20 protein-coding genes and 1 pseudogene are annotated in these 17,516 nt (G+C 65.9%); 10 read left to right on the top strand and 11 right to left on the bottom strand.

Translation table 11 applies throughout. From position 1 onward, the window contains the following. The coding region (locus E3O19_RS06570) for an FGGY family carbohydrate kinase (RefSeq protein ID WP_241981241.1) at positions 1-228 on the bottom strand (228 nt) is incomplete at its 3' end. Between the two features lie 87 nt (positions 229-315). After that, positions 316-1,032 (bottom strand): MIP/aquaporin family protein, encoded by a 717-nt coding sequence (locus E3O19_RS06575; RefSeq protein WP_241981246.1) that lies wholly within the window; start codon positions 1,030-1,032, stop codon positions 316-318. A 273-nt stretch (positions 1,033-1,305) separates the two neighbouring features. On the opposite strand from E3O19_RS06575, the gene dhaK reads away from it, so the two are divergent. The 5 genes from dhaK (at position 1,306) to E3O19_RS06600 (ending at position 5,005) form a co-directional block, all read left to right on the top strand. Further along, positions 1,306-2,307: a dihydroxyacetone kinase subunit DhaK gene (gene dhaK / locus E3O19_RS06580; protein ID WP_134566353.1), complete on the top strand. Its 1,002-nt coding sequence runs from the start codon at positions 1,306-1,308 to the stop codon at positions 2,305-2,307. 11 nt (positions 2,308-2,318) lie between these two features. Next, positions 2,319-2,969 carry a dihydroxyacetone kinase subunit DhaL gene (gene dhaL, locus E3O19_RS06585; RefSeq protein ID WP_134566355.1) on the top strand — a complete coding sequence of 217 codons (651 nt, stop codon included), beginning with the start codon at positions 2,319-2,321 and terminating at the stop codon, positions 2,967-2,969. An 8-nt stretch (positions 2,970-2,977) separates the two neighbouring features. Then, a complete protein-coding gene (dhaM, locus tag E3O19_RS06590; protein WP_174776904.1) occupies positions 2,978-3,649 on the top strand; it encodes a dihydroxyacetone kinase phosphoryl donor subunit DhaM in 672 nt (223 codons plus the stop codon). A gap of 66 nt (positions 3,650-3,715) precedes the next feature. After that, positions 3,716-4,027 carry a hypothetical protein gene (locus E3O19_RS06595; RefSeq protein ID WP_134566357.1) on the top strand — a complete coding sequence of 104 codons (312 nt, stop codon included), beginning with the start codon at positions 3,716-3,718 and terminating at the stop codon, positions 4,025-4,027. Positions 4,028-4,423: 396 nt separating this feature from the next. Continuing rightward, positions 4,424-5,005 (top strand): HdeD family acid-resistance protein, encoded by a 582-nt coding sequence (locus tag E3O19_RS06600; protein WP_134566359.1) that lies wholly within the window; start codon positions 4,424-4,426, stop codon positions 5,003-5,005. Between the two features lie 443 nt (positions 5,006-5,448). Here E3O19_RS06600 and E3O19_RS06610 read toward each other — a convergent pair whose 3' ends face one another. After that, positions 5,449-6,213, bottom strand: a complete 765-nt coding sequence (locus E3O19_RS06610) for an SDR family oxidoreductase (RefSeq protein WP_134566361.1) — start codon at positions 6,211-6,213, stop codon at positions 5,449-5,451. A gap of 115 nt (positions 6,214-6,328) precedes the next feature. On the opposite strand from E3O19_RS06610, the gene E3O19_RS06615 reads away from it, so the two are divergent. From E3O19_RS06615 to E3O19_RS06630, 5 genes and pseudogenes are all read left to right on the top strand, one after another. Continuing rightward, complete coding sequence (locus E3O19_RS06615; protein WP_134566363.1) at positions 6,329-6,799, top strand: NfeD family protein; 471 nt, start codon at positions 6,329-6,331, stop codon at positions 6,797-6,799. Then, a complete protein-coding gene (locus tag E3O19_RS06620) occupies positions 6,796-7,761 on the top strand; it encodes an SPFH domain-containing protein (RefSeq protein ID WP_134566365.1) in 966 nt (321 codons plus the stop codon). Before E3O19_RS06615 ends, E3O19_RS06620 begins: the two co-directional genes overlap by 4 nt. A gap of 9 nt (positions 7,762-7,770) precedes the next feature. Next, positions 7,771-8,142, top strand: a pseudogene (locus tag E3O19_RS18275) (glycerophosphodiester phosphodiesterase); the annotation flags it as partial. Between the two features lie 175 nt (positions 8,143-8,317). After that, positions 8,318-8,536 (top strand): glycerophosphodiester phosphodiesterase family protein, encoded by a 219-nt coding sequence (locus E3O19_RS18280; RefSeq protein ID WP_241981242.1) that lies wholly within the window; start codon positions 8,318-8,320, stop codon positions 8,534-8,536. Between the two features lie 90 nt (positions 8,537-8,626). Continuing rightward, positions 8,627-8,992: an RNA polymerase-binding protein RbpA gene (locus E3O19_RS06630; protein ID WP_134524827.1), complete on the top strand. Its 366-nt coding sequence runs from the start codon at positions 8,627-8,629 to the stop codon at positions 8,990-8,992. A 6-nt stretch (positions 8,993-8,998) separates the two neighbouring features. Here the strand turns inward: E3O19_RS06630 and lnt are convergent, their stop codons facing one another. From lnt to E3O19_RS06670, 8 genes are read right to left on the bottom strand one after another with little or no spacing between them, the layout of a single operon-like run. Continuing rightward, the gene (gene lnt, locus E3O19_RS06635) at positions 8,999-10,552 is read right to left on the bottom strand and encodes an apolipoprotein N-acyltransferase (RefSeq protein WP_241981243.1); all 1,554 of its coding nucleotides are present in this window, start codon (positions 10,550-10,552) and stop codon (positions 8,999-9,001) included. A 9-nt stretch (positions 10,553-10,561) separates the two neighbouring features. After that, complete coding sequence (locus E3O19_RS06640; protein ID WP_134566366.1) at positions 10,562-13,006, bottom strand: DEAD/DEAH box helicase; 2,445 nt, start codon at positions 13,004-13,006, stop codon at positions 10,562-10,564. A gap of 9 nt (positions 13,007-13,015) precedes the next feature. Further along, entirely contained in the window at positions 13,016-13,768 is a 753-nt protein-coding gene (gene tatC, locus E3O19_RS06645; RefSeq protein WP_134566429.1) for a twin-arginine translocase subunit TatC, read from the bottom strand. A 47-nt stretch (positions 13,769-13,815) separates the two neighbouring features. Next, positions 13,816-14,070: a Sec-independent protein translocase subunit TatA gene (tatA, locus tag E3O19_RS06650; protein WP_134566368.1), complete on the bottom strand. Its 255-nt coding sequence runs from the start codon at positions 14,068-14,070 to the stop codon at positions 13,816-13,818. Further along, positions 14,063-14,407 (bottom strand): hypothetical protein, encoded by a 345-nt coding sequence (locus E3O19_RS06655; RefSeq protein WP_134566370.1) that lies wholly within the window; start codon positions 14,405-14,407, stop codon positions 14,063-14,065. The genes tatA and E3O19_RS06655 overlap by 8 nt, the downstream gene beginning before the upstream one ends. 3 nt (positions 14,408-14,410) lie before the next feature. After that, positions 14,411-15,406 carry a helix-turn-helix transcriptional regulator gene (locus tag E3O19_RS06660; RefSeq protein ID WP_134566372.1) on the bottom strand — a complete coding sequence of 332 codons (996 nt, stop codon included), beginning with the start codon at positions 15,404-15,406 and terminating at the stop codon, positions 14,411-14,413. Further along, positions 15,403-16,455, bottom strand: a complete 1,053-nt coding sequence (locus E3O19_RS06665; RefSeq protein ID WP_241981244.1) for a helix-turn-helix transcriptional regulator — start codon at positions 16,453-16,455, stop codon at positions 15,403-15,405. The genes E3O19_RS06660 and E3O19_RS06665 overlap by 4 nt, the downstream gene beginning before the upstream one ends. A 37-nt stretch (positions 16,456-16,492) precedes the next feature. Continuing rightward, positions 16,493-17,461 (bottom strand): FKBP-type peptidyl-prolyl cis-trans isomerase, encoded by a 969-nt coding sequence (locus tag E3O19_RS06670; RefSeq protein ID WP_134566373.1) that lies wholly within the window; start codon positions 17,459-17,461, stop codon positions 16,493-16,495. Positions 17,462-17,516 lie beyond the last annotated feature (55 nt).

Consider the following 17,516-nt stretch of genomic DNA (forward strand, 5'->3'; position numbering starts at 1 on the left):
GACGGCGGCGATGTCGTGGCGGGTGAGGTTGGCCTTGGACAGCGCCTGGCCGATCACCTCACGGGTGTTGTTCCAGATTTCCATCGGGTCGTGCTCGACCCAGCCGGCCTGGGGGAAGATCTGGGCGTGCTCGAGCTGGCCGGTCGAGACGATCGACCCTGCCTTGTCGAAGATGATCGCGCGGGAACTTGTCGTTCCCTGGTCGATCGCGATTACGTACTGAGCCATGGATAACTCCTTAGGGTGTGGCGCGTTGGATGGGGTGACGCAAAAAAGAGGGGCCGATCCAAAGTCTGAATCGGCCCGTTCCGTGCGTTAGGTGAGGAGCGGCAGGAGGGCGAAGGACGCCCAGCCGGCGAGCAGCCCACCGATGATCGGGCCAACGACGGGAACCCACGAGTAGGCCCAGTCGGAGGATCCCTTGCCCTTGATCGGCAGTAGGAAGTGCGCGATCCGGGGCCCGAGGTCACGCGCCGGGTTGATCGCGTACCCCGTCGGGCCACCGAGCGAGGTGCCGATCACGATAACGAGGATAGCGACGGGCAGGGCTCCAAGGGCTGCCAGGCCGCCACTCTCACCCTGGCGTCCACCGCCGAACGCGATCACCACGAACACCAGTACGAAGGTACCGATGATCTCGGTGACGAGGTTCCAACCGTAAGAACGGATGGCCGGGCCGGTCGAGAACACGCCCAGCTTGTTGGCCGGGTTGGGTTCCGCATCAAAGTGCTGTTTGTACGCCAGCCAACAGGCCACAGCACCGAGGAAGGCGCCCAGCATCTGTCCGGCGATGTAGACCAGCACCGACAGGAAGCTCACAGTCACGCCCGAGCCGAACTCCTTCGCGCCGGAGGCCACCAAACCTAGTGTGACGGCAGGATTCAGGTGGGCGCCAGAGTTGTAGGCGACGGTGACACCGGCGTACACGGCAAAACCCCAGCCGATAGTCACCATGAGGAAACCGCCGCCCAGCCCCTTGTTCTTAGCCAGGGCTACGTTGGCGACAACTCCGGTACCGAGGAGGACGAGCATCGCTGTGCCCACAACCTCCGACAAAAACACGACTCCAATATTGTCCACTTTGACCTTCCTTGGTGAGGCTGGAGATTCGAGGCGATCTCCTCGCGGTGAGCGGTTGGCACCACCATAGCGCGCTGGATTCGGGAGCGGAATAGGCAGATGGCCGTGTTGTTAATTGCCCCTTACCGGCAACTACGGCAGCGCGTAGTTTGGGGGAGAACGTGCAAAACAAGCGCCGCGACCCGAATGCCGCGTCGTTCCGCCAACTCGATCGAAGGAAGAGTCATGAAAAAGCTCGTCAATGATCCGAAGAATGTCGTCAATGAGGCCGTCGCCGGTTTCGGAGCTGCCCACGCCGATCTCGTTCGGGTCTCCACCGATCCCCTCTTCATCGTGCGCACGGACGCCCCGGTCGCCGGCAAGGTCGGGATCGTCAGTGGCGGCGGCAGCGGCCACGAGCCGATGCACGGCGGATTCGTCGGGCCGGGAATGCTCGATGCCGCGGTGCCCGGCGCGGTGTTCACCTCGCCGACTCCCGACCCGATCCTTGCCGCGACGAAGGCGGTCGACGGGGGAGCAGGCGTGCTCCACATAGTGAAGAACTACACCGGTGACGTGCTCAATTTCGAGACGGCCGCCGACCTCGCCGCCGCGGACGGAGTGGAGGTGCGGTCCGTACTCGTCAACGACGACGTGGCGGTGAAGGACTCGCTCTACACCGCCGGTCGCCGCGGCGTCGCCGGGACAGTCCTCGTCGAGAAGATAGCGGGGGCCGCCGCCGACCGCGGTGACGACCTCGAATCGGTCGCATTGGTGGCCGAGAGGGTCATCGGGCAGGTGCGTTCGATGGGTGTGGCTCTCACGCCCTGCGTCGTGCCCCACGCCGGACAGCCGAGCTTCACCCTGGCGGAGGACGAAATCGAGATCGGTATCGGCATCCATGGCGAGCCGGGGCGCGAGCGAATTAAGCTCGAACCCGCCGACGCCATCGTCGACCGTCTTCTTGGCCCGATCCTCGATGACATCCCTTTCGTGGCCGGGGACAAGGTGCTCCTGTTCGTCAACGGCATGGGTGGCACGCCGCAGGTCGAGCTGTACATCGTCTTCCGACGGGCCGCCGAGGTGCTTACCGAGCGCGGCATCGAGGTGACCCGCACCCTGGTCGGGAATTTCACGACCGCCCTCGAAATGCAGGGCATGTCGATCACCGTTCTGAAGCTCGACGATGAATTGACCACCCTGTGGGATGCGCCGGTGCAGACCGCGGCACTACGGTGGGGACGGTAGAGGGAGAACAGATGAACTTGGGTGCCACCTGGGCCAAGGCCTGGATCAGAAACAGCGCAAACGTCATGAGCGAGCACCGGATCGAATTGATCGACCTGGACCGCGAAATCGGCGATGGAGACCATGGCGAGAACATGGATCGTGGTTTCCAGGCCGTTTTGGCCAAGCTGAATGCTGTTCCTGCCGAGGCCGGCCCGGGTGACGTCCTCAAGATGGTGGCGACGACGCTCATCTCCACCGTGGGAGGGGCGGCCGGCCCGTTGTATGGCACAGCGTTCCTCAAGGCGGCGATCGCCATCGCCGATGAGACCGACCTCGACGGGGCCGCGCTCGTGACCCTCCTGACGGCGGCCAGGGACGGCATCGTGTTGCGGGGAAAGGCCGAATCCGGGGACAAGACGATGGTGGACGCCTGGACGCCGGCGGTCGGCGCCGCCGGCGCCGCGCACGCCGCCGGGGCGGACAACCTGGCCATCCTGCGGGCAGCAGCCGACGCCGCAGAGGCCGGGGCACTGGCCACCGAACCGCTGGTCGCCCGCAAGGGCCGGGCGAGCTACCTGGGTGAGCGGGCCATCGGCCACCGCGACCCGGGCGCACAGTCATCTGCTCTTTTATTGAGGGCCGCGGCCGAGACCGCGGCGGAGGCACGAAATTGGAGCTAACCCCTCGGGTGGGACTGGTTTTCGTCTCCCACAGCGCGAAAATCGCCGCGGGCCTCGTCGACCTGGCCGGCCAGATGGCACCGCACACCGCGCTCGTCGCCGCTGGGGGCACCGACGAAGGGGGGATCGGCACCAGCTTCACACTGGTGCTCGGCGGGATTGAACGGGCGAATGCCGGGGCAGGCGTGGCGGTACTCTGTGACCTTGGCTCGGCGATCCTCACCGCCGAAACCGCGCTCGACTTCCTCGACGAAGCTGTGCGGGCGCGTGTTCGAATCGTAGATGCGCCGTTCGTCGAGGGGGGAGTGGCTGCGGCCGTTGCCGCGGAAGTCGGGGGCAGCCTCGATGATGTGGTGAGGGCCGCCCGGTCGGCAGCGCTGACGTCCTCCGGCCCGCCGCCCGTCGGCACCCCCGACGGACCTGCCGCGGTGACCCGCACGGTCACCCTGACCAACAAGGACGGCCTCCACGCCAGGCCCGCCGCGGAGTTCGTGAAACTGGCCAGCACGTTCACCGCCCGGGTCACGGTCAACGGCAAGGAGGCGACGAGTCTGCTGGCGATCATGTCGCTCGGCCTGATCAAGGGGAAGACCGCCGAGATCTCTTCCTCAGGCGAGCACGGCGCTGAGGCCGTTGAGGCCCTCGCCAACCTGCTGGAATCCGGTTTCGGCGAAGAGTAGTCCCAGATGTCGGACGCCCCCTAGCACCCACGGGCAGATTTGTCTAATCCGGCGTAGTCTGTCGACATGGTCCAGTACAACACGCGGCGGCGGCGAACGGTGCCCGCGCACCTCTATGAATGGGTCGACCACACGCTGCGGCCGATCGAAGTGTCGCCCCCAGCCGGCGGCTTCGACGCCGACGACGCGGTTGCCCTCAAGCAATGCCCGGTCTGCGGGCACGCCATGCGGGAACACACGATCGTCCATGCCGCCCACGACAGCATCCTCAATTGCCCGGTCCCGCATCCCGGGGCATGGGACCGGGATGCGTTCGAGCCGGTCAATGAGTTCGGGATGGTGACCCACCGTCGCCCTCACCGGCCAGAGACCCAGTAACGGACGGGATGCCGCAATTACCGCTAGTGTGCGCCGCGAATAGTGTGGGGATCGGCACTGTCGTACAGGACATACGCCGCGAATTTCCCGACGCTGAATCAGAGCGCTCCGACCTGGCCCATTGCAGATATATCTCCCCGGATCCCAGAGAAACAGCGGAGGCTGCTGACACGGCGGGCGCTCCGCCGGACAAATACCAGAGGAGTCCTATTCTGCAAGTTCTGCAATAGATACATTACTAGTTGACATAATGTACATTATCGGTCATAATTCGAGAGCGGTTTGGACCGGTCTGGCGGGTCCGGTTGGCATGTGCAGAGCAACACAGCACAGCTGCGGAATCGTTGTGGACGCGGCCGGAGGGCAGTCCCGGCGGAATTGATTGCGAGGAGTGTCATGTCCAACGGCATCGCAACATTCGACCTGACGATCGATCCCGGTAAATTGAGCAAAAGTGAGCTAACAAGCGTCCGGGTGGCGATGGGCCTCGCCGGACTCGCCGCCGTTGTGCTGGGCGCCGTCGTGCTGGCCAGGCCGGGCGCGACGCTGGCGATCAATGCCGTACTCTTCGGTCTCTATTTTCTGTTCGGCGGCGTCGCCCGTTTGGCTCGAGGCGTCATCATGACCGGCGCCACCGGCGGCATCCGGGTGCTCAACATCGTGCTCGGCGTTCTGCTGCTCGGCGTCGGCATTGTGGCGATCAGGAATCCCCTGAACTCTTTTGCAGTTCTCGGCATGATCATCGGCATTTCCTGGCTCGTCGAGGCAGTGGCCGCGCTGGTGGAGACCGCCCCAGACGCCAGTAAATGGTTCAGCATGCTCTTCGGGGCGATCAGCCTCGTCGCCGGGATCGCCATCCTGCTGTCCCCCGTCAATTCGCTGGCGGTGCTCGTGCTCGTGGGCGGGGTATTCCTCGTGATCTCGGGTGCCAGCCAGACGGTGATGGCCTTCACGTTCGGGCGTACGGCCCGGGCGTGAACGGCAGATACCTGCCCCGCCGATCGAGGATGAGCTCCGGCCGTTGCAGCCGTTGCAGCCGTTGCAGCCGTTGCAGCCGTTGCAGCCGTTGCAGCCGTTGCAGCCGTTGCAGCCGTTGCAGCCGTTGCAGCCGTTGCAGCCGTTGCAGCCGTTNGTTGCAGCCGTTGCAGCCGTTGCAGCCGTTGCAGCCGGCGCCTGGGCGTGGCGCCCCAGTTGAGCTCAAGGTCCTCGCCGGGGAAGATGGCCGGTTCAGCCGCCACTCCCCCGCGTTTCAACTTGAAATAATATCGCTCCGCCACGACGTGCCCTGCGTCGACGAGGACCTGGGCCAGGAACACCATTGTCCCATTGTTGGCAAAACTACCTCCACGCACCGTCAGGTGGATGGTCGGGTCGGCTACCGATTTGGAGCGGGAGGTTGGCAGCCTTTATCCGCCATTGCTCTAGTCGGCGACCAGATCGGTCGTGTCGCCGACATAGCGCGTGTTGTCGGACGGGGTGGGCTCGATGGCGGCGAGGGCAACCTCGGCGGCGAACTCCTCCACGTTGTAGAGGCGTCCGGCCGCGTCCTTCCGGGCGCTCATGGTTCCCGGGCTGGCACGCTCAAGCAGGGTGGCGGTGACGGTGCCCTCGATGATGTCGCCGGAGACGACGACGAAGCCGAACCCGGCCTCTTCCAGCTCGGGAATGAGGGCGCGGAGGGCATCTTCGCCGGCGCGCTTGCTGCGGGCAACCGGCACGTACTCGGGCATTGTCTCCGCGGTCCCGAAGAAGTGCGCCTGGTGGCTCGTGACGAACACGACACGAGCACCAGGCGCGAGCAGCGGCCGCGCGGTCGCGAGCAGGTTGAGTTGGGCATCTCGGTTCAGCGTCATTGCGTAGTCGTCGGCCATGCCGCTTTCCATGCCGCCGGAAGCATTCATGACGAGGATGTCGAGACCCCCGAATTCCTTGCCGATGGTGTCGAACATGTTGGTGACGGCATCCGCGTCGGTGAGGTCGGCGCCGATGGTGATGGCCGTGCCGCCGAGGGCGCGGATGGCGTCGGCAACCTTGATCGCGCGGGCCTCTTTGTTGCGGAAGTTGATAGCGACGCTCGCGCCCGCCCCGGCGAAGTAGCCGATGGTGGCCGCTCCGACCCCTCGAGACGATCCGGTGACGAGCACACGCTTGCCGTCAAGTGATCCTGCTGCAAGTGGATTGGTCACGCGAACTCCTCAGATAACGAATTGGTCTGGCAGACGACCTTACCAAGAAGCCCCCGCTCCCCTGTCCGAGGACCTGCTAGTTTCAGAACAGGGATCAGAAATGGGAGGGGACGCCATGGATGCGTTCGCAGCGGACTATGCGTGGATCGTCTGGCTCGTGCTGATCCTGATCTTTGTCACCATTGAAATGGTGACTCTCGACCTCACCTTCCTGATGATGGCAGCCGGCAGCCTGGGGGCGCTTGTTTCCGGCCTACTCGGTGCGCCATGGTGGTTGCAGCTTGTGATCGCAGCCCTACTGACGATCACCCTCCTGCTCGGCATTCGCCCGCCCCTGCTTCGGCTTCTCAAACGCGGCGGAGACCCGGCCAGGACAAACGTGGACGCCCTGCTCGGGCTGGACGGCCGCGTGGTCAGTACCATTGGGCCCACCGGCGGTCAGGTTCGGCTCGCCAACGGCGAGACCTGGACGGCACGTCTGTCCCCCGGCACGGATCGCGTCGTCGAACCCGGCGAACGAGTACTCGTCACAGCAATCGACGGGGCGACTGCAGTGGTCATCCCGGCGGAAAGGAACGTCCCATGACCGATCCCGGCCAGATTATTGTGCAGGTGGTTGTCTTTGTCGCGGTTGCGGCTCTCGTGTTGTTCGTCATCGTCACACTCGCGAAGTCGATCCGCATCATCCCGCAGGCCAGCGCCGGCGTCGTCGAACGCCTCGGCCGCTACCACAAGACGCTGATTCCGGGCCTGAACATCCTCATCCCGTTCGTCGACCGGCTGCGGCCGCTGATCGACATGCGTGAGCAGGTCGTGTCGTTCCCGCCCCAGCCGGTGATCACCGAGGACAACCTCGTCGTCTCCATCGACACCGTCGTCTACTTCCAGGTGACGGATGCCCGAGCGGCCACCTACGAGATCGCCAACTACCTCGGGGCGGTCGAACAGCTCACCACGACGACCCTCCGCAACGTCGTCGGAGGGTTGAACCTCGAACAGGCTCTGACCAGCCGCGACAACATCAATGGGCAACTGCGAATCGTCCTCGATGAGGCCACGGGCAAATGGGGCATCCGGGTTGGCCGGGTGGAACTGAAGGCGATCGACCCGCCCCTCTCCATCCAGGATTCGATGGAAAAGCAGATGCGTGCCGAGCGTGACCGTCGCGCCGTGATCCTCACCGCCGAGGGAACGAAGCAGTCCGCGATCCTGACTGCGGAAGGCGCGCGCCAGGCTGCCATCCTCTCGGCGGAGGGTGACGCGAAAGCGGCCGTCCTGCGTGCGCAGGGTGAGGCCGAGGCCATCACGATCGTGTTCAAGGCAATCCACGACGGCGACCCGGACCCGAAACTTCTGGCCTACCAGTACCTGTTGACCCTGCCCAAACTGGCCGAGGGAAGCGCGAACAAGCTCTGGATCGTGCCCAGTGAACTCACCGAAGCGATGAAGGGGGTTGGGCGGGCCTTCGGCCAGGCACCCGTACCCGGGTCCCACGTCGGTGCCGCCGAGGCGCAGGACCCGGCGTCCCAGGCCGCGCCGGCCGATTAGGCGGTCACCATGCCTGGGGGTGGGGCATCCTGGTTCCTTGACGGTGCTGCGCCTCGCGTCTTCGCCCACCGCGGCCTGTCCCTGAACGCACCCGAGAACACCCTCCTGGCCTTCCGGCATGCCCTTCTTGCCGGCGCCACGCACCTCGAAACAGACGTCCGGGCCAGCGAAGACGGTGTCGCGGTGCTCAGCCACGACGCGGACTTTGCCGTGCCGGGAGCACGGATCCGGGTGAGCCGGCTCAGGATGGCCGAACTCCGACGGATCAACCTGGGCCAGGGCCAGTCCTTTGCCGCGCTCGGCGAGGCACTGGAGGCGTTCCCGGACGCCCGGTTCAACCTCGATGTGAAGTCGGAGGCCGCGGTTGAGGCGACGGTGGCCGCAGTCCGGGCCGCGAACGCCACCGCCCGGGTGCTGATCACCTCCTTCTCCGAAGAGCGCCGGGCACGCACGATCCGCTGCCTTCCCGGGGGTCGCCACCTCCGCGTCCTCCTCACTCGTCGGCCGGGCGTTCATCTCGGCCGAACTTGGGCTTCGCGGCCAGGTTCGGCGTGCGGTGAACGGTCTGTCCGCCATGCAGGTGCCGGAAACGGTCAGGTCCCTGCGGATCCTGACCCCGCGTTTCATCCGGGCGATGCACACCGTCGGTGTCGAGGTGCACGTGTGGACGGTGAATGACCCGGCGGCGATGCGGCGGCTCCTGGACGCGGGCGTCGACGGCCTGATCACCGACCGGAGCGACCTTGCGGTGGGCGTGATCGCCGACCAAAGCTGAGAGTTACCACCGAGAATCGACGTCACGGAAAGATAACGTCCAGCTTGATGGTTTAGAACTAGGAGTTGCATCGCGAGAGGAGACCACACAATGGCGGATCGCAGTTTGCGTGGCATGAGGTTGGGCGCACAAAGCCTTCAAAGCGAAGAGGGCGTAACCTTTTCACCACGAGTCAGTCACACGTACCTGTGTGCCACATGCGCGCGGGAGACGGTGATGATCTTTTCGGCGGAGGCAGAGGCACCTGACGAGTGGGAGTGCCGCTTCTGCTCACAGACCGCCACCCGGCTGGTGGACTCCAAGCCGGTGATCGTGGATCACTCCGACGAGAAAGTCCCGCGCACGCACTGGGACATGCTCCTAGAACGGCGCACCCGCGCCGAACTCGAAGAACTTCTGGAAGAACGGCTGACTTTCCTGCGTGCCCGGAGGGGCCAGCAGAAGATCGGCGCCTGAAGCTCCTCACACCGTTCGACCCCTGCGCACCCGACCTCTTGGCCGGGTGCGCAGTGCGTTGAGCAGGCATAGCGTGAAGCCGGTGAGTCCGAGCCCGGAGACAAGCCACTCGAGCTCCCGGCCCCCGGCGATGGCCGGTGTGACGGTGTCACTGAGCGGCACCGCCTCGACCATGGAGCCGGACTTCCAGGTCGGCAGCCGGTCCATGGTCTCGCCATCCGGCCTGATGATCGCGCTGGTGCCCACGGTGGAGATGTTGACCACCGTGCGGCCGGCCTCGATCGCGCGGAGCCGGGCGATGGCGAGTTGCTGCACGCTCTCATCGGTGTGCCCGAAGTCGGCGTTGTTCGTCTGGGCGAGGATGACCTGCGCCTTGCCGGTGATCATCTCGTGCACGAGCTGGTCGTCGGCAATGTCGAAGCAGATGGCGATGCCCGCCCTGATCCCGTTGATGTCGAAGATGTTGTCCCGGGTGCCGATCGCGTAGTCCCGGGAGATCAGGTCGATCAGCTCGGGTGCGAAAGGGCGCCAGAATTCCCGGTCGGGCATGTATTCGGCGAATGGAACCGGGTGTACCTTGTCGTAGACGTCTACGGCACCCTTTCCCGCCTTCCAGAGCAGGGAACTGTTGTAAAATTTTCCCTCCCGCTGGGTGATGGTCCCGGCGACGATCGGCACGTTCATCGCCGTGCCGAGGTAGTCGAGCACTTTCGCCGCATCCCGTGAACGGGTCGGGTCGATATCACTGGCGTTCTCCGGCCAGACGACGAAGTCGACCTTCTGGCCGATCAGGGGAAGCGTCGCAGAGGTGTGGTCGGCGAGGATCTGGCCGGCCGAGTACCGGGCGAACAGGCCCGCATCCGATGCCCCCTGCACTGCGGCGATCCGGGCCGTCCCCGACGGGACGGTCGGCCACGCCGGCACCAGGAGCAGCAGGGCGACGGATGCGACGGCGATGCTCCAGCGGGCGAGAGCCCCGATCTCAAACTCCCGCACGAGCTGAACGGCCAAGGTGCTCAGCCACACGATGAGGAAGCTGAGCCCGGACATCCCGACCCAGGCGACGAGGCCGTTGAACGGGCTCTCCGACTGGGAGATGGCCACCCGGCCCCAGGCGAAGCCGCCGTAGGGCCAGACAGCCGAGATGGCCTCCCTGGCCGTCCACAAGCCGGCGACGACGACGGGCACGACTCCGAGGCGCCCTGCCGCGCCCGGCCACACCCGGGGACCCACGTTGAGGACGACGCCGATGAGGGCGAGGCCGACACCGAAGAAAATGGATTCGAGGCCGGCGAGGGCTAGCCAGGGTACCGGGCCGAGGTAGAGGGTCAGCCAGCTGATATGGATCAGCCAGAAGGACAGCCCAGCGACCATGCCGATCAGGAGGCCCGCCCACGACCCACGCCCGAGGAGGGCGACCATCATCAGGGCAACCCCGAGCGGCGCGAGTACCCACCAGGACCGGTCGGGGAACCCCGCGTCGAGGATCCCCCCGGTCGCGGCGGCGAGAATGACGGCCGCCAGCAGCGGCAGTTGCCGCCGAGCGGTCCCCAGATTCACTCCGACAGCCTAAGCGACGGACGAATAGGCCACGATGCCGCGGCGGATCGCGTCCATGGCCTGCCGGGCGGTGCGCCCGACCGGACCGTCTGCCACCACTGAGAGTTGGTCGAGCAGGTCGATGGTCTGTTTTGTCCACCGCACGAAGTCACCGGCGGCCATCTCCGCTTCGTCCAGGACGTCGATGAGAGAACCGGAGCGCGCCCATTTCCACATGGCCAGGCTGAGGCCGACAGCCAGCGGATTGCTGCCGGGGAGTTTGTTGTCCCGCTCGAGGTCGTCGAGACGGCTCCACAGCACTTCCGTCTGGTCGAGGGCCGGCCGGAACGTTCCCTTCGGAAGGTAGCGTTCGTCGATCATCCCCTCGTCCCGGCGCGGTTCGAAGACCAGGGCGCAGGCCATCGCTGCGAGACCGGCTGGGTCCAGGTCGTTCCACAGGCCTCGACGCAGCGACTCAGCGACGAGCAGGTCCCTGTCCGCGTAGATGCGTCTGAGAATCAGTCCGCTCTCGCTGAGAGTGACGGAGCCGTCCGCGTCTTCGAGCAGGTAGCCGTGGCCGAGGAGAACGTCGGTGACGCGATCGAACACGCGCGCAACGGCGCCGGTGCGGGTCGTGATCTGCTGGGTGAGCGCATCCGTCTCCCGTTTCAGCGTCCACCAGCGCTGCGCCCACCTGGCGTGCTGCTCACGGTCTGGGCAGCTGTGGCACGGGTGCGCGCGCATGCGCTTGCGCAGGCTGGCGAGCTCGCGCTGGCGCCGCTCCTTGGCAGCCCGGGCGCCGGTTTCCCCGGTCACGCTCTCCCGTTCCACATCGGTGAGTTTGCGTCGGATGGCCGAATAGTCGGTGAAGTCGCCCAGGTGGCACACCATCGACCCGGCGAATCCGGCCAGGGATTCCTCCTGCTGGCGCACCGTGCGGGCCATGTCCACGACGGCCCGGTCCGCCTGGAACTGGGCGAAGGACGACTCGAGTACGTCCCTGGTGCGCTCCCGCCCGAACTGGTCGATCAGGTTGACGGCCATATTATAGGTGGGCTTGAAACTGGAATTGAGCGGATAGGTGCGCCGCGACGCCAGTGCAGCGACCGCCTGAGGGTCGAGCCCGGGCGCCCACTGGATGACCGAGTGACCCTCCACGTCGATGCCGCGGCGGCCGGCACGTCCCGTGAGCTGGGTGTACTCCCCCGGTGTGATCGGGACCCGGGCCTCGCCGTTGAACTTCTCAAGCTTGTCGAGGACTACGGTGCGGGCGGGCATGTTGATGCCGAGGGCCAGGGTCTCGGTGGCGAAGACGGCCTTGACGAGCTTCTTCTGGAAGAGCTCCTCGACAACCTCCTTGAAGGCGGGCAGCATCCCCGCGTGGTGGGCGGCGACCCCGCGCTCGAGGCCGTCGAGCCACTCGAAGTAGCCGAGCACACCGAGGTCCTCGTCGAGCAGGGTGCGACAGCGTTCGTCGACGATCTGACGGATCTCCTCGCGCTCCCGGGCATCCGTGAGCCTCACCCCGGCCCGGAGTACCTGACGCACGGCCTGGTCGCAGCCGACCCGGCTGAAGATGAAAAAGATCGCCGGCAGGAGGTGCTTGCCCTCGAGCTGCCGCACGATTTCGGAACGGTCCATGCGCCCGGCGTCGAAGGAGGACTGCCGGGGATTCCGGTCGCGATCACTCCCCTGCCGGCCACCGCGGAACCGGACGGCCACCCCACGCCCACCTGCTTGTGCCAGGCGCACCAGTTCGGGGTTCACCCGATGGGTTCCGGCCAATCCTGTGGAGTCGAACAGGTCGAGCATTTTGCTCTTGACGAGAACGTGCTGTTCGAGCGGAACCGGGCGTTCCTCGGAGACGATCACATCGGTCTCGCCGCGCACGGCCTGGAGCCAGTCGCCGAATTCCTCGGCGTTGGACACCGTCGCGCTGAGGGAGACCATCCGAACGTTCTGTGGGAGGTGGATGATGACCTCCTCCCAGACCGCCCCGCGGAAGCGGTCGGCCAGGTAATGCACCTCATCCATGACGACGAAGGCCAGGTTGGCGAGCAGGTCGGAGCCGGCGTAGAGCATGTTACGCAGTACTTCGGTGGTCATCACAACAACGCGCGCCTGAGGGTTCACGTTCGTATCCCCGGTTAGCAGCCCCACTTGGTCCGCGCCGTACTCGGCGACCAGTTCCTGGAATTTTTGGTTGCTCAGCGCCTTCATCGGCGCCGTGTAGAAGACTTTCTGGGAGGTTCCCTGCATGGCCAGGTAGATGGCGAACTCGGCGATCAGGGTCTTGCCCGCGCCGGTCGGCGCCGCCACCAGCACACTGTTGCCGGCCTCGAGCGAGGCACAGGCAGCCAGCTGGAACGCGTCCAGTTCGAAGCGAAGGCCGGCCCGGAACGATTCGAGTTTCGGAGCGCTGGCGCGGGTTCTGGAGGCCGAGTAGCGTTCGGCCGGCGACTGCATTGAGGTCATCGGATGCGCCTAAAGCGCCAGCTCCTGTTCGAAGGCTCGGTTGCGCCGGGCGGCGCGCCGGTCATGCATGGTTGCGACCCCGTAGGCCGCGAAGTAGAGCAACACCATCGGGATGGCCAGGAGGAACATCGACACCACGTCTGCGGCCGGGGTGGCGATGGCGGTGAACAGGATGATGACGAGGATGGCCACACGCCACGATTTGATGATCGACTGGGCGCTGATGACGCCGGCGAAGTTGAGCAGCACGATGAAAACGGGCAGAACGAAGGCCACGCCGATCGCGACAACGAGTTTGAGCACGAAATCGAAGTAGCTCTGCGCGGTGACCAGTGCGGCATCCTGTGCCGGTGCGAAGCTCGTCATCAGCTCGACCACGTGCGGCAGGACGTAGAACCCGGCGGCACAGCCGGCGAGAAACAGGGGAACGGCGGTGAAGAAGAAACCGAACGTGTAACGCTTTTCGGTGCGGGTGAGTCCGGGCACAAGGAAGGCGAAGACTTGGTACAGCCACATCGGGCTGGAGACGACGAGGCCGACATAGAACGAGATCTTCAACTTCAGGTCGAAGGCGGACGTGATGTCCGGGTAGTTCAGCTGCGCGCTGCGTTTCTGGGCGGTGGCGATCGTGTAGATCGGCTCACGCAGGGCGTCCCAGACGAAGTCGGAGAGGAACCACCCGACGATGGCTCCAACCAGGATTCCGGCAGCCGCGAGAAAGAGACGCTTCCGCAGCTCGAGCAGGTGCTGCCCGAGCGACATCTTCCCGTCGGCAGCCTCGCGCCGAGGAGTGCGCCCTGGCACGGAGGTTACGACTTCGAGCTGGGGTCGGCGGGGCCGGCGGCCTTCGAGGAGTCGGTGCCCGTCGTGCCGGTGCCGGTGCTGGTGCTGGTGCTGGTGCTGGTGGCCTCGTCGTCCGGCTTGTCGCTCTTGATCTCGCTCTTGAAGATCTTCATCGACTGGCCGAGGCTGCGTGCGAGAGCCGGAAGCTTGGGCGCGCCAAAGAGCAGGAGAACAATGACGAGGATGATCAGGAAATGCCATCCGGTCAGGTTGTTAAGCATGGGAGTCCGTCCTCTGGGTAAAAGGGGCGTGCTGTAACAGTTTACCTCGGGCAACCAAGCGATCCCGACGGATCTGGCGACGGTGCGCTTGCTCGGCGCGCCCCAGCTCGACGGCGGGCAGAACATCAGCCGTCTCCTCGAACACCGCCGACCGGAACCGGGGCCGCGGCGACAGCTCCGGGGCGAGGTCAAGCCCCGCGACCTGGCTGGCGAGGGCTTCAAGAGCCTCCATCGTGCGCACGGCCTTCCGGAAGAGTGCGTAGCCGAACCAGGCCAGCATCCCGAGCAGGGCCAGGAACAGGCAGGTCCAGAGCAGGATCCAACTCCACCAGGGCATGGCCTACTCCTCCCGGTCGCCGGGGACGGCCTCGTCGTAGCGTGCCGCACCCGCAGCGGCCCAATCCCTGGTGAGTCCCCGCGCTTCCGGCGGCCCGACGACGGTGACGACTCCGGCCAGGCCGGCAACGATTCTCTTGAGCCCGTGGAAGTGGGCTACCCGGATCGTCTGACGCACCAGACCGTCGGCCGGGCCGGGGCCGGCGCTCTGTGGCGCGTAGTCGGCGAGCAGTGGCACCGCGGCGGCGGGGAGCTCGACGACGACCTCGAGGTCGGACTCCGATCCCTGGAACAATGTGTCGGGAAGGGCTTCGGCGGATCGGGGGCCGGTGGGGGCGTCCGTGACGCGGAGGCCGCTCATTCGGTCGAGCCGGAAGGTGCGCATGGCACCGCGCAGATGACACCAGCCGCGCAGGTACCAGTCCCGGTCGACCGACTCGACCCGCATCGGATCGACGTGCCGCGCCTCGTGACCGCCCCGGGAGCTGAGGTAATCGAATTCGATCTGTACCCCCCTCGCCACGGCTTCCTTGATGAGCGCGATTGCCTCGCCGGGTTCGGTGTTGGATACGACCACCTGGCTCGGCGTTGCCGAGGCGCTGCGGCTGAGCTTGGCCATCAGGGACGCGATGGCCTCGACATCCGCGTTCTCGGGGAGCGACGACAGGTATTGCAGACCTGCGATCAGCGCCGCGGCTTCCCTGGCCGAAAAGCGGGGCGAGTCATCGATCGCCACCAGGTGGGTGAGCACGATGTTGTCGTTGGTCTCGAATTCTTCCCAGTGGATGTCGAACAGGTCGCCGTGCAGGTACTGCCGTGTCTGGCCAGGGATCCCCGACATCGCGATAAGGTTGACCGCGTCCCGCACCCGTTCGGCGGGCACCCCGAAGTGCGCGGCGACCGTGCTCACGCTCACGCTCTCGTGGTCCATCAGGTATGGCACGAGCGACAAGAGGAAGGTCAGCTTGTCTGATGCTCCGAGGACAGGTCCCATGCTCATTCGGTACCTTCCTTTTCAGCAGTGTGGTCCGTGAACGCTTCGGTATGCGCGTCCCTGACCTGGGTCAGCCGGGCCAGAACGGCCGTCCGAAGCGCGGCCGGGGACCGGACGAGCACCTCCGGGCCATAGCCGGCGAGCTCATCGGCCAGGAGGTCGAGGTCGGTGTAATGGAGGGCCAGGATTGATTCGCCCTGATCGTGGTTCGGCAGGGCGGCCTGGCGTTTGGAAAGCCGCACGGCAGCATCGCTGCCAGGTTCGACCGTGATCTCGGCCAGGTTCGCCCGCCACAGAGTATCGAGCTCGGCCAGGGCCTCCTGACCCTTGCCCTCGCCGCCGGGAACGAAAGTTACGCCGGGCACGGTCACAACCGGGCCGACAATGCGCGAGAGGAGGAAGGTGCGGGTCCCCTCGGCTTCCTTGTCTGTGCCGAACAGGTGCCAGCGTCCCTCGTGCAGCACGACGGCCTGCGGGGCGACCCGGCGGCGGCGGGGCATTCCCTCCCCCGGCTTCAGGTATTGGAAGGAGACGACCTGTCCACGGTCCATGGCCTTGCTCAGCGGTTCGAAGGATGCGTCTCGTACGCGCAGCGTCGGCGAGTAGCCGAGCACAGGGTCGGTCGAGTCGACACCGAGGGAGTTGAGTTTGGTGAGAGCCCGGCGCGATTCCCCGGAGAGTGAACCCTCCCGCCAGACCGTCGCGGCCAGTTTGAGCAGCATGAGTTCGTCGGCGGAGAAGCTCACGTCCGCGGGCAGCTCGTACAGCCCCTTGGGAATCCGATAGCGCAGGTGGTGGTTGCTGCCCGATTCCTCGGGCGGCTCCACCGTTTCCAGCGGGATTCCTAGTTCCCGGATGTCGTCCTTGTCCCGTTCGAACTGCCGCTCGAGGCTGGCATTGTCTCCGCCGACGGCGTAGCGCTGCCGATAGCCCTGAACGGTGGAGAGGATCTCCGCCTTGGTCAGCCCGATCTCGGTGGCTATGAGCGCCAGAACGAGGCTGAACAGTCGCTCTTCGACCGAAACGCGTGAGGGCTTGTCGGGGATGGTGGACACGGTGCGAGTCTAGCGAACGACCGCCTGTCCTCTTGCCCTAGTCGATCCCGAGGATGTCGGCCACAAAAATGAGCGTCGAGCCAGCCGGGATGGAGGCCTGGGCGGTGTCGCCGTAACCCAGCGTCGGTGGGATCACCGTGACGACCTGCGACCCTACGGTCTGACCGATCAGGGCGTTGGCAAACCCCGGGATGATCCCGCCCTGGGTCTTCGACCCGTCCGCGGCGAGGAACTGTACCGGGCCACCCTTGGCCCAGCTTGAGTCGAAAACGGTCTTCGCGGACCAGAGCACCCCCGTGTAGTGCACGGTCACCGTGTCGCCCTCGGCCACCTTCGGGCCCGAGCCCTTCTTGAGCACGCCGATCTGCTGCTTCCTCGGGGCGGTGCCGGACGGAACGGTGATTCCGGGCGTGCCGTCCGCGGCGAGCACGACGCCGGGCAGGCCGTTGGCTACGGGCTGATCGGCCCCGTTCGCCCGCGGCAGGTAGGACTTGATCACGTCGATGACGAAGACCAGGCTGTCGTCCTTGGCGACGCCGATCTGTGCGTTGCCGCCCTGGGGTCCGAATGCGTCGTCGGGCGACACGACGACGGCGACCCGCGATCCGACCTGCGCGCACTGGAGGCCTTCGGCGAGGCCCTTGATCGTCTTGTCGTTCAGCACGAAGGTGGTGGCGCTGGAAGCGTCGTACTTGCTCTGGGTGATCACCTTGCCCGAGGTGCCGTTGTAGACGGAGAGTTCGAGCTTGACCTGCTGCCCGGCGGCCAGGCCGACACCGGTGCCCGGGTGGATCTCGCTGCGCTGGGTGGTCGTTGACTTCAGCGGTGTGGGGAAGTTGACCGTGGGTGCGCCGCCGGCCTTCCCCGTGACTGTGACCAGCCTGGCGGCGGCGCCGTCCCTGACCGGCGACTGGCAGGACGCGGCAGCGGGGCCGAAAGCGCTGCAACCGCTCAGGACGGTCATCAGCAGCGCTGCGGTTGCGACGAGTGCAGGAGCTCTACGCACGGGTTCTCATTTCTGGGGAAGTCCGGGTGGTGCAGGGAATTGCGTGGCGAATCGT

This window comes from Cryobacterium algoritolerans (assembly GCF_004402785.1).
Lineage (GTDB): Bacteria > Actinomycetota > Actinomycetes > Actinomycetales > Microbacteriaceae > Cryobacterium > Cryobacterium algoritolerans.

Coding starts and splice junctions, on each gene's coding strand:
- E3O19_RS06575 (WP_241981246.1), bottom strand. CDS start 1,032: ATGCTCGTCCTCCTCGGTACCGGAGTTGTCGCCAACGTAGCCCTGGCT.
- dhaK (WP_134566353.1), top strand. CDS start 1,306: ATGAAAAAGCTCGTCAATGATCCGAAGAATGTCGTCAATGAGGCCGTC.
- dhaL (WP_134566355.1), top strand. CDS start 2,319: ATGAACTTGGGTGCCACCTGGGCCAAGGCCTGGATCAGAAACAGCGCA.
- E3O19_RS06595 (WP_134566357.1), top strand. CDS start 3,716: ATGGTCCAGTACAACACGCGGCGGCGGCGAACGGTGCCCGCGCACCTC.
- E3O19_RS06600 (WP_134566359.1), top strand. CDS start 4,424: ATGTCCAACGGCATCGCAACATTCGACCTGACGATCGATCCCGGTAAA.
- E3O19_RS06615 (WP_134566363.1), top strand. CDS start 6,329: ATGGATGCGTTCGCAGCGGACTATGCGTGGATCGTCTGGCTCGTGCTG.
- E3O19_RS06620 (WP_134566365.1), top strand. CDS start 6,796: ATGACCGATCCCGGCCAGATTATTGTGCAGGTGGTTGTCTTTGTCGCG.
- E3O19_RS06630 (WP_134524827.1), top strand. CDS start 8,627: ATGGCGGATCGCAGTTTGCGTGGCATGAGGTTGGGCGCACAAAGCCTT.
- E3O19_RS06640 (WP_134566366.1), bottom strand. CDS start 13,006: ATGACCTCAATGCAGTCGCCGGCCGAACGCTACTCGGCCTCCAGAACC.
- tatC (WP_134566429.1), bottom strand. CDS start 13,768: ATGTCGCTCGGGCAGCACCTGCTCGAGCTGCGGAAGCGTCTCTTTCTC.
- tatA (WP_134566368.1), bottom strand. CDS start 14,070: ATGCTTAACAACCTGACCGGATGGCATTTCCTGATCATCCTCGTCATT.
- E3O19_RS06655 (WP_134566370.1), bottom strand. CDS start 14,407: ATGCCCTGGTGGAGTTGGATCCTGCTCTGGACCTGCCTGTTCCTGGCC.
- E3O19_RS06660 (WP_134566372.1), bottom strand. CDS start 15,406: ATGAGCATGGGACCTGTCCTCGGAGCATCAGACAAGCTGACCTTCCTC.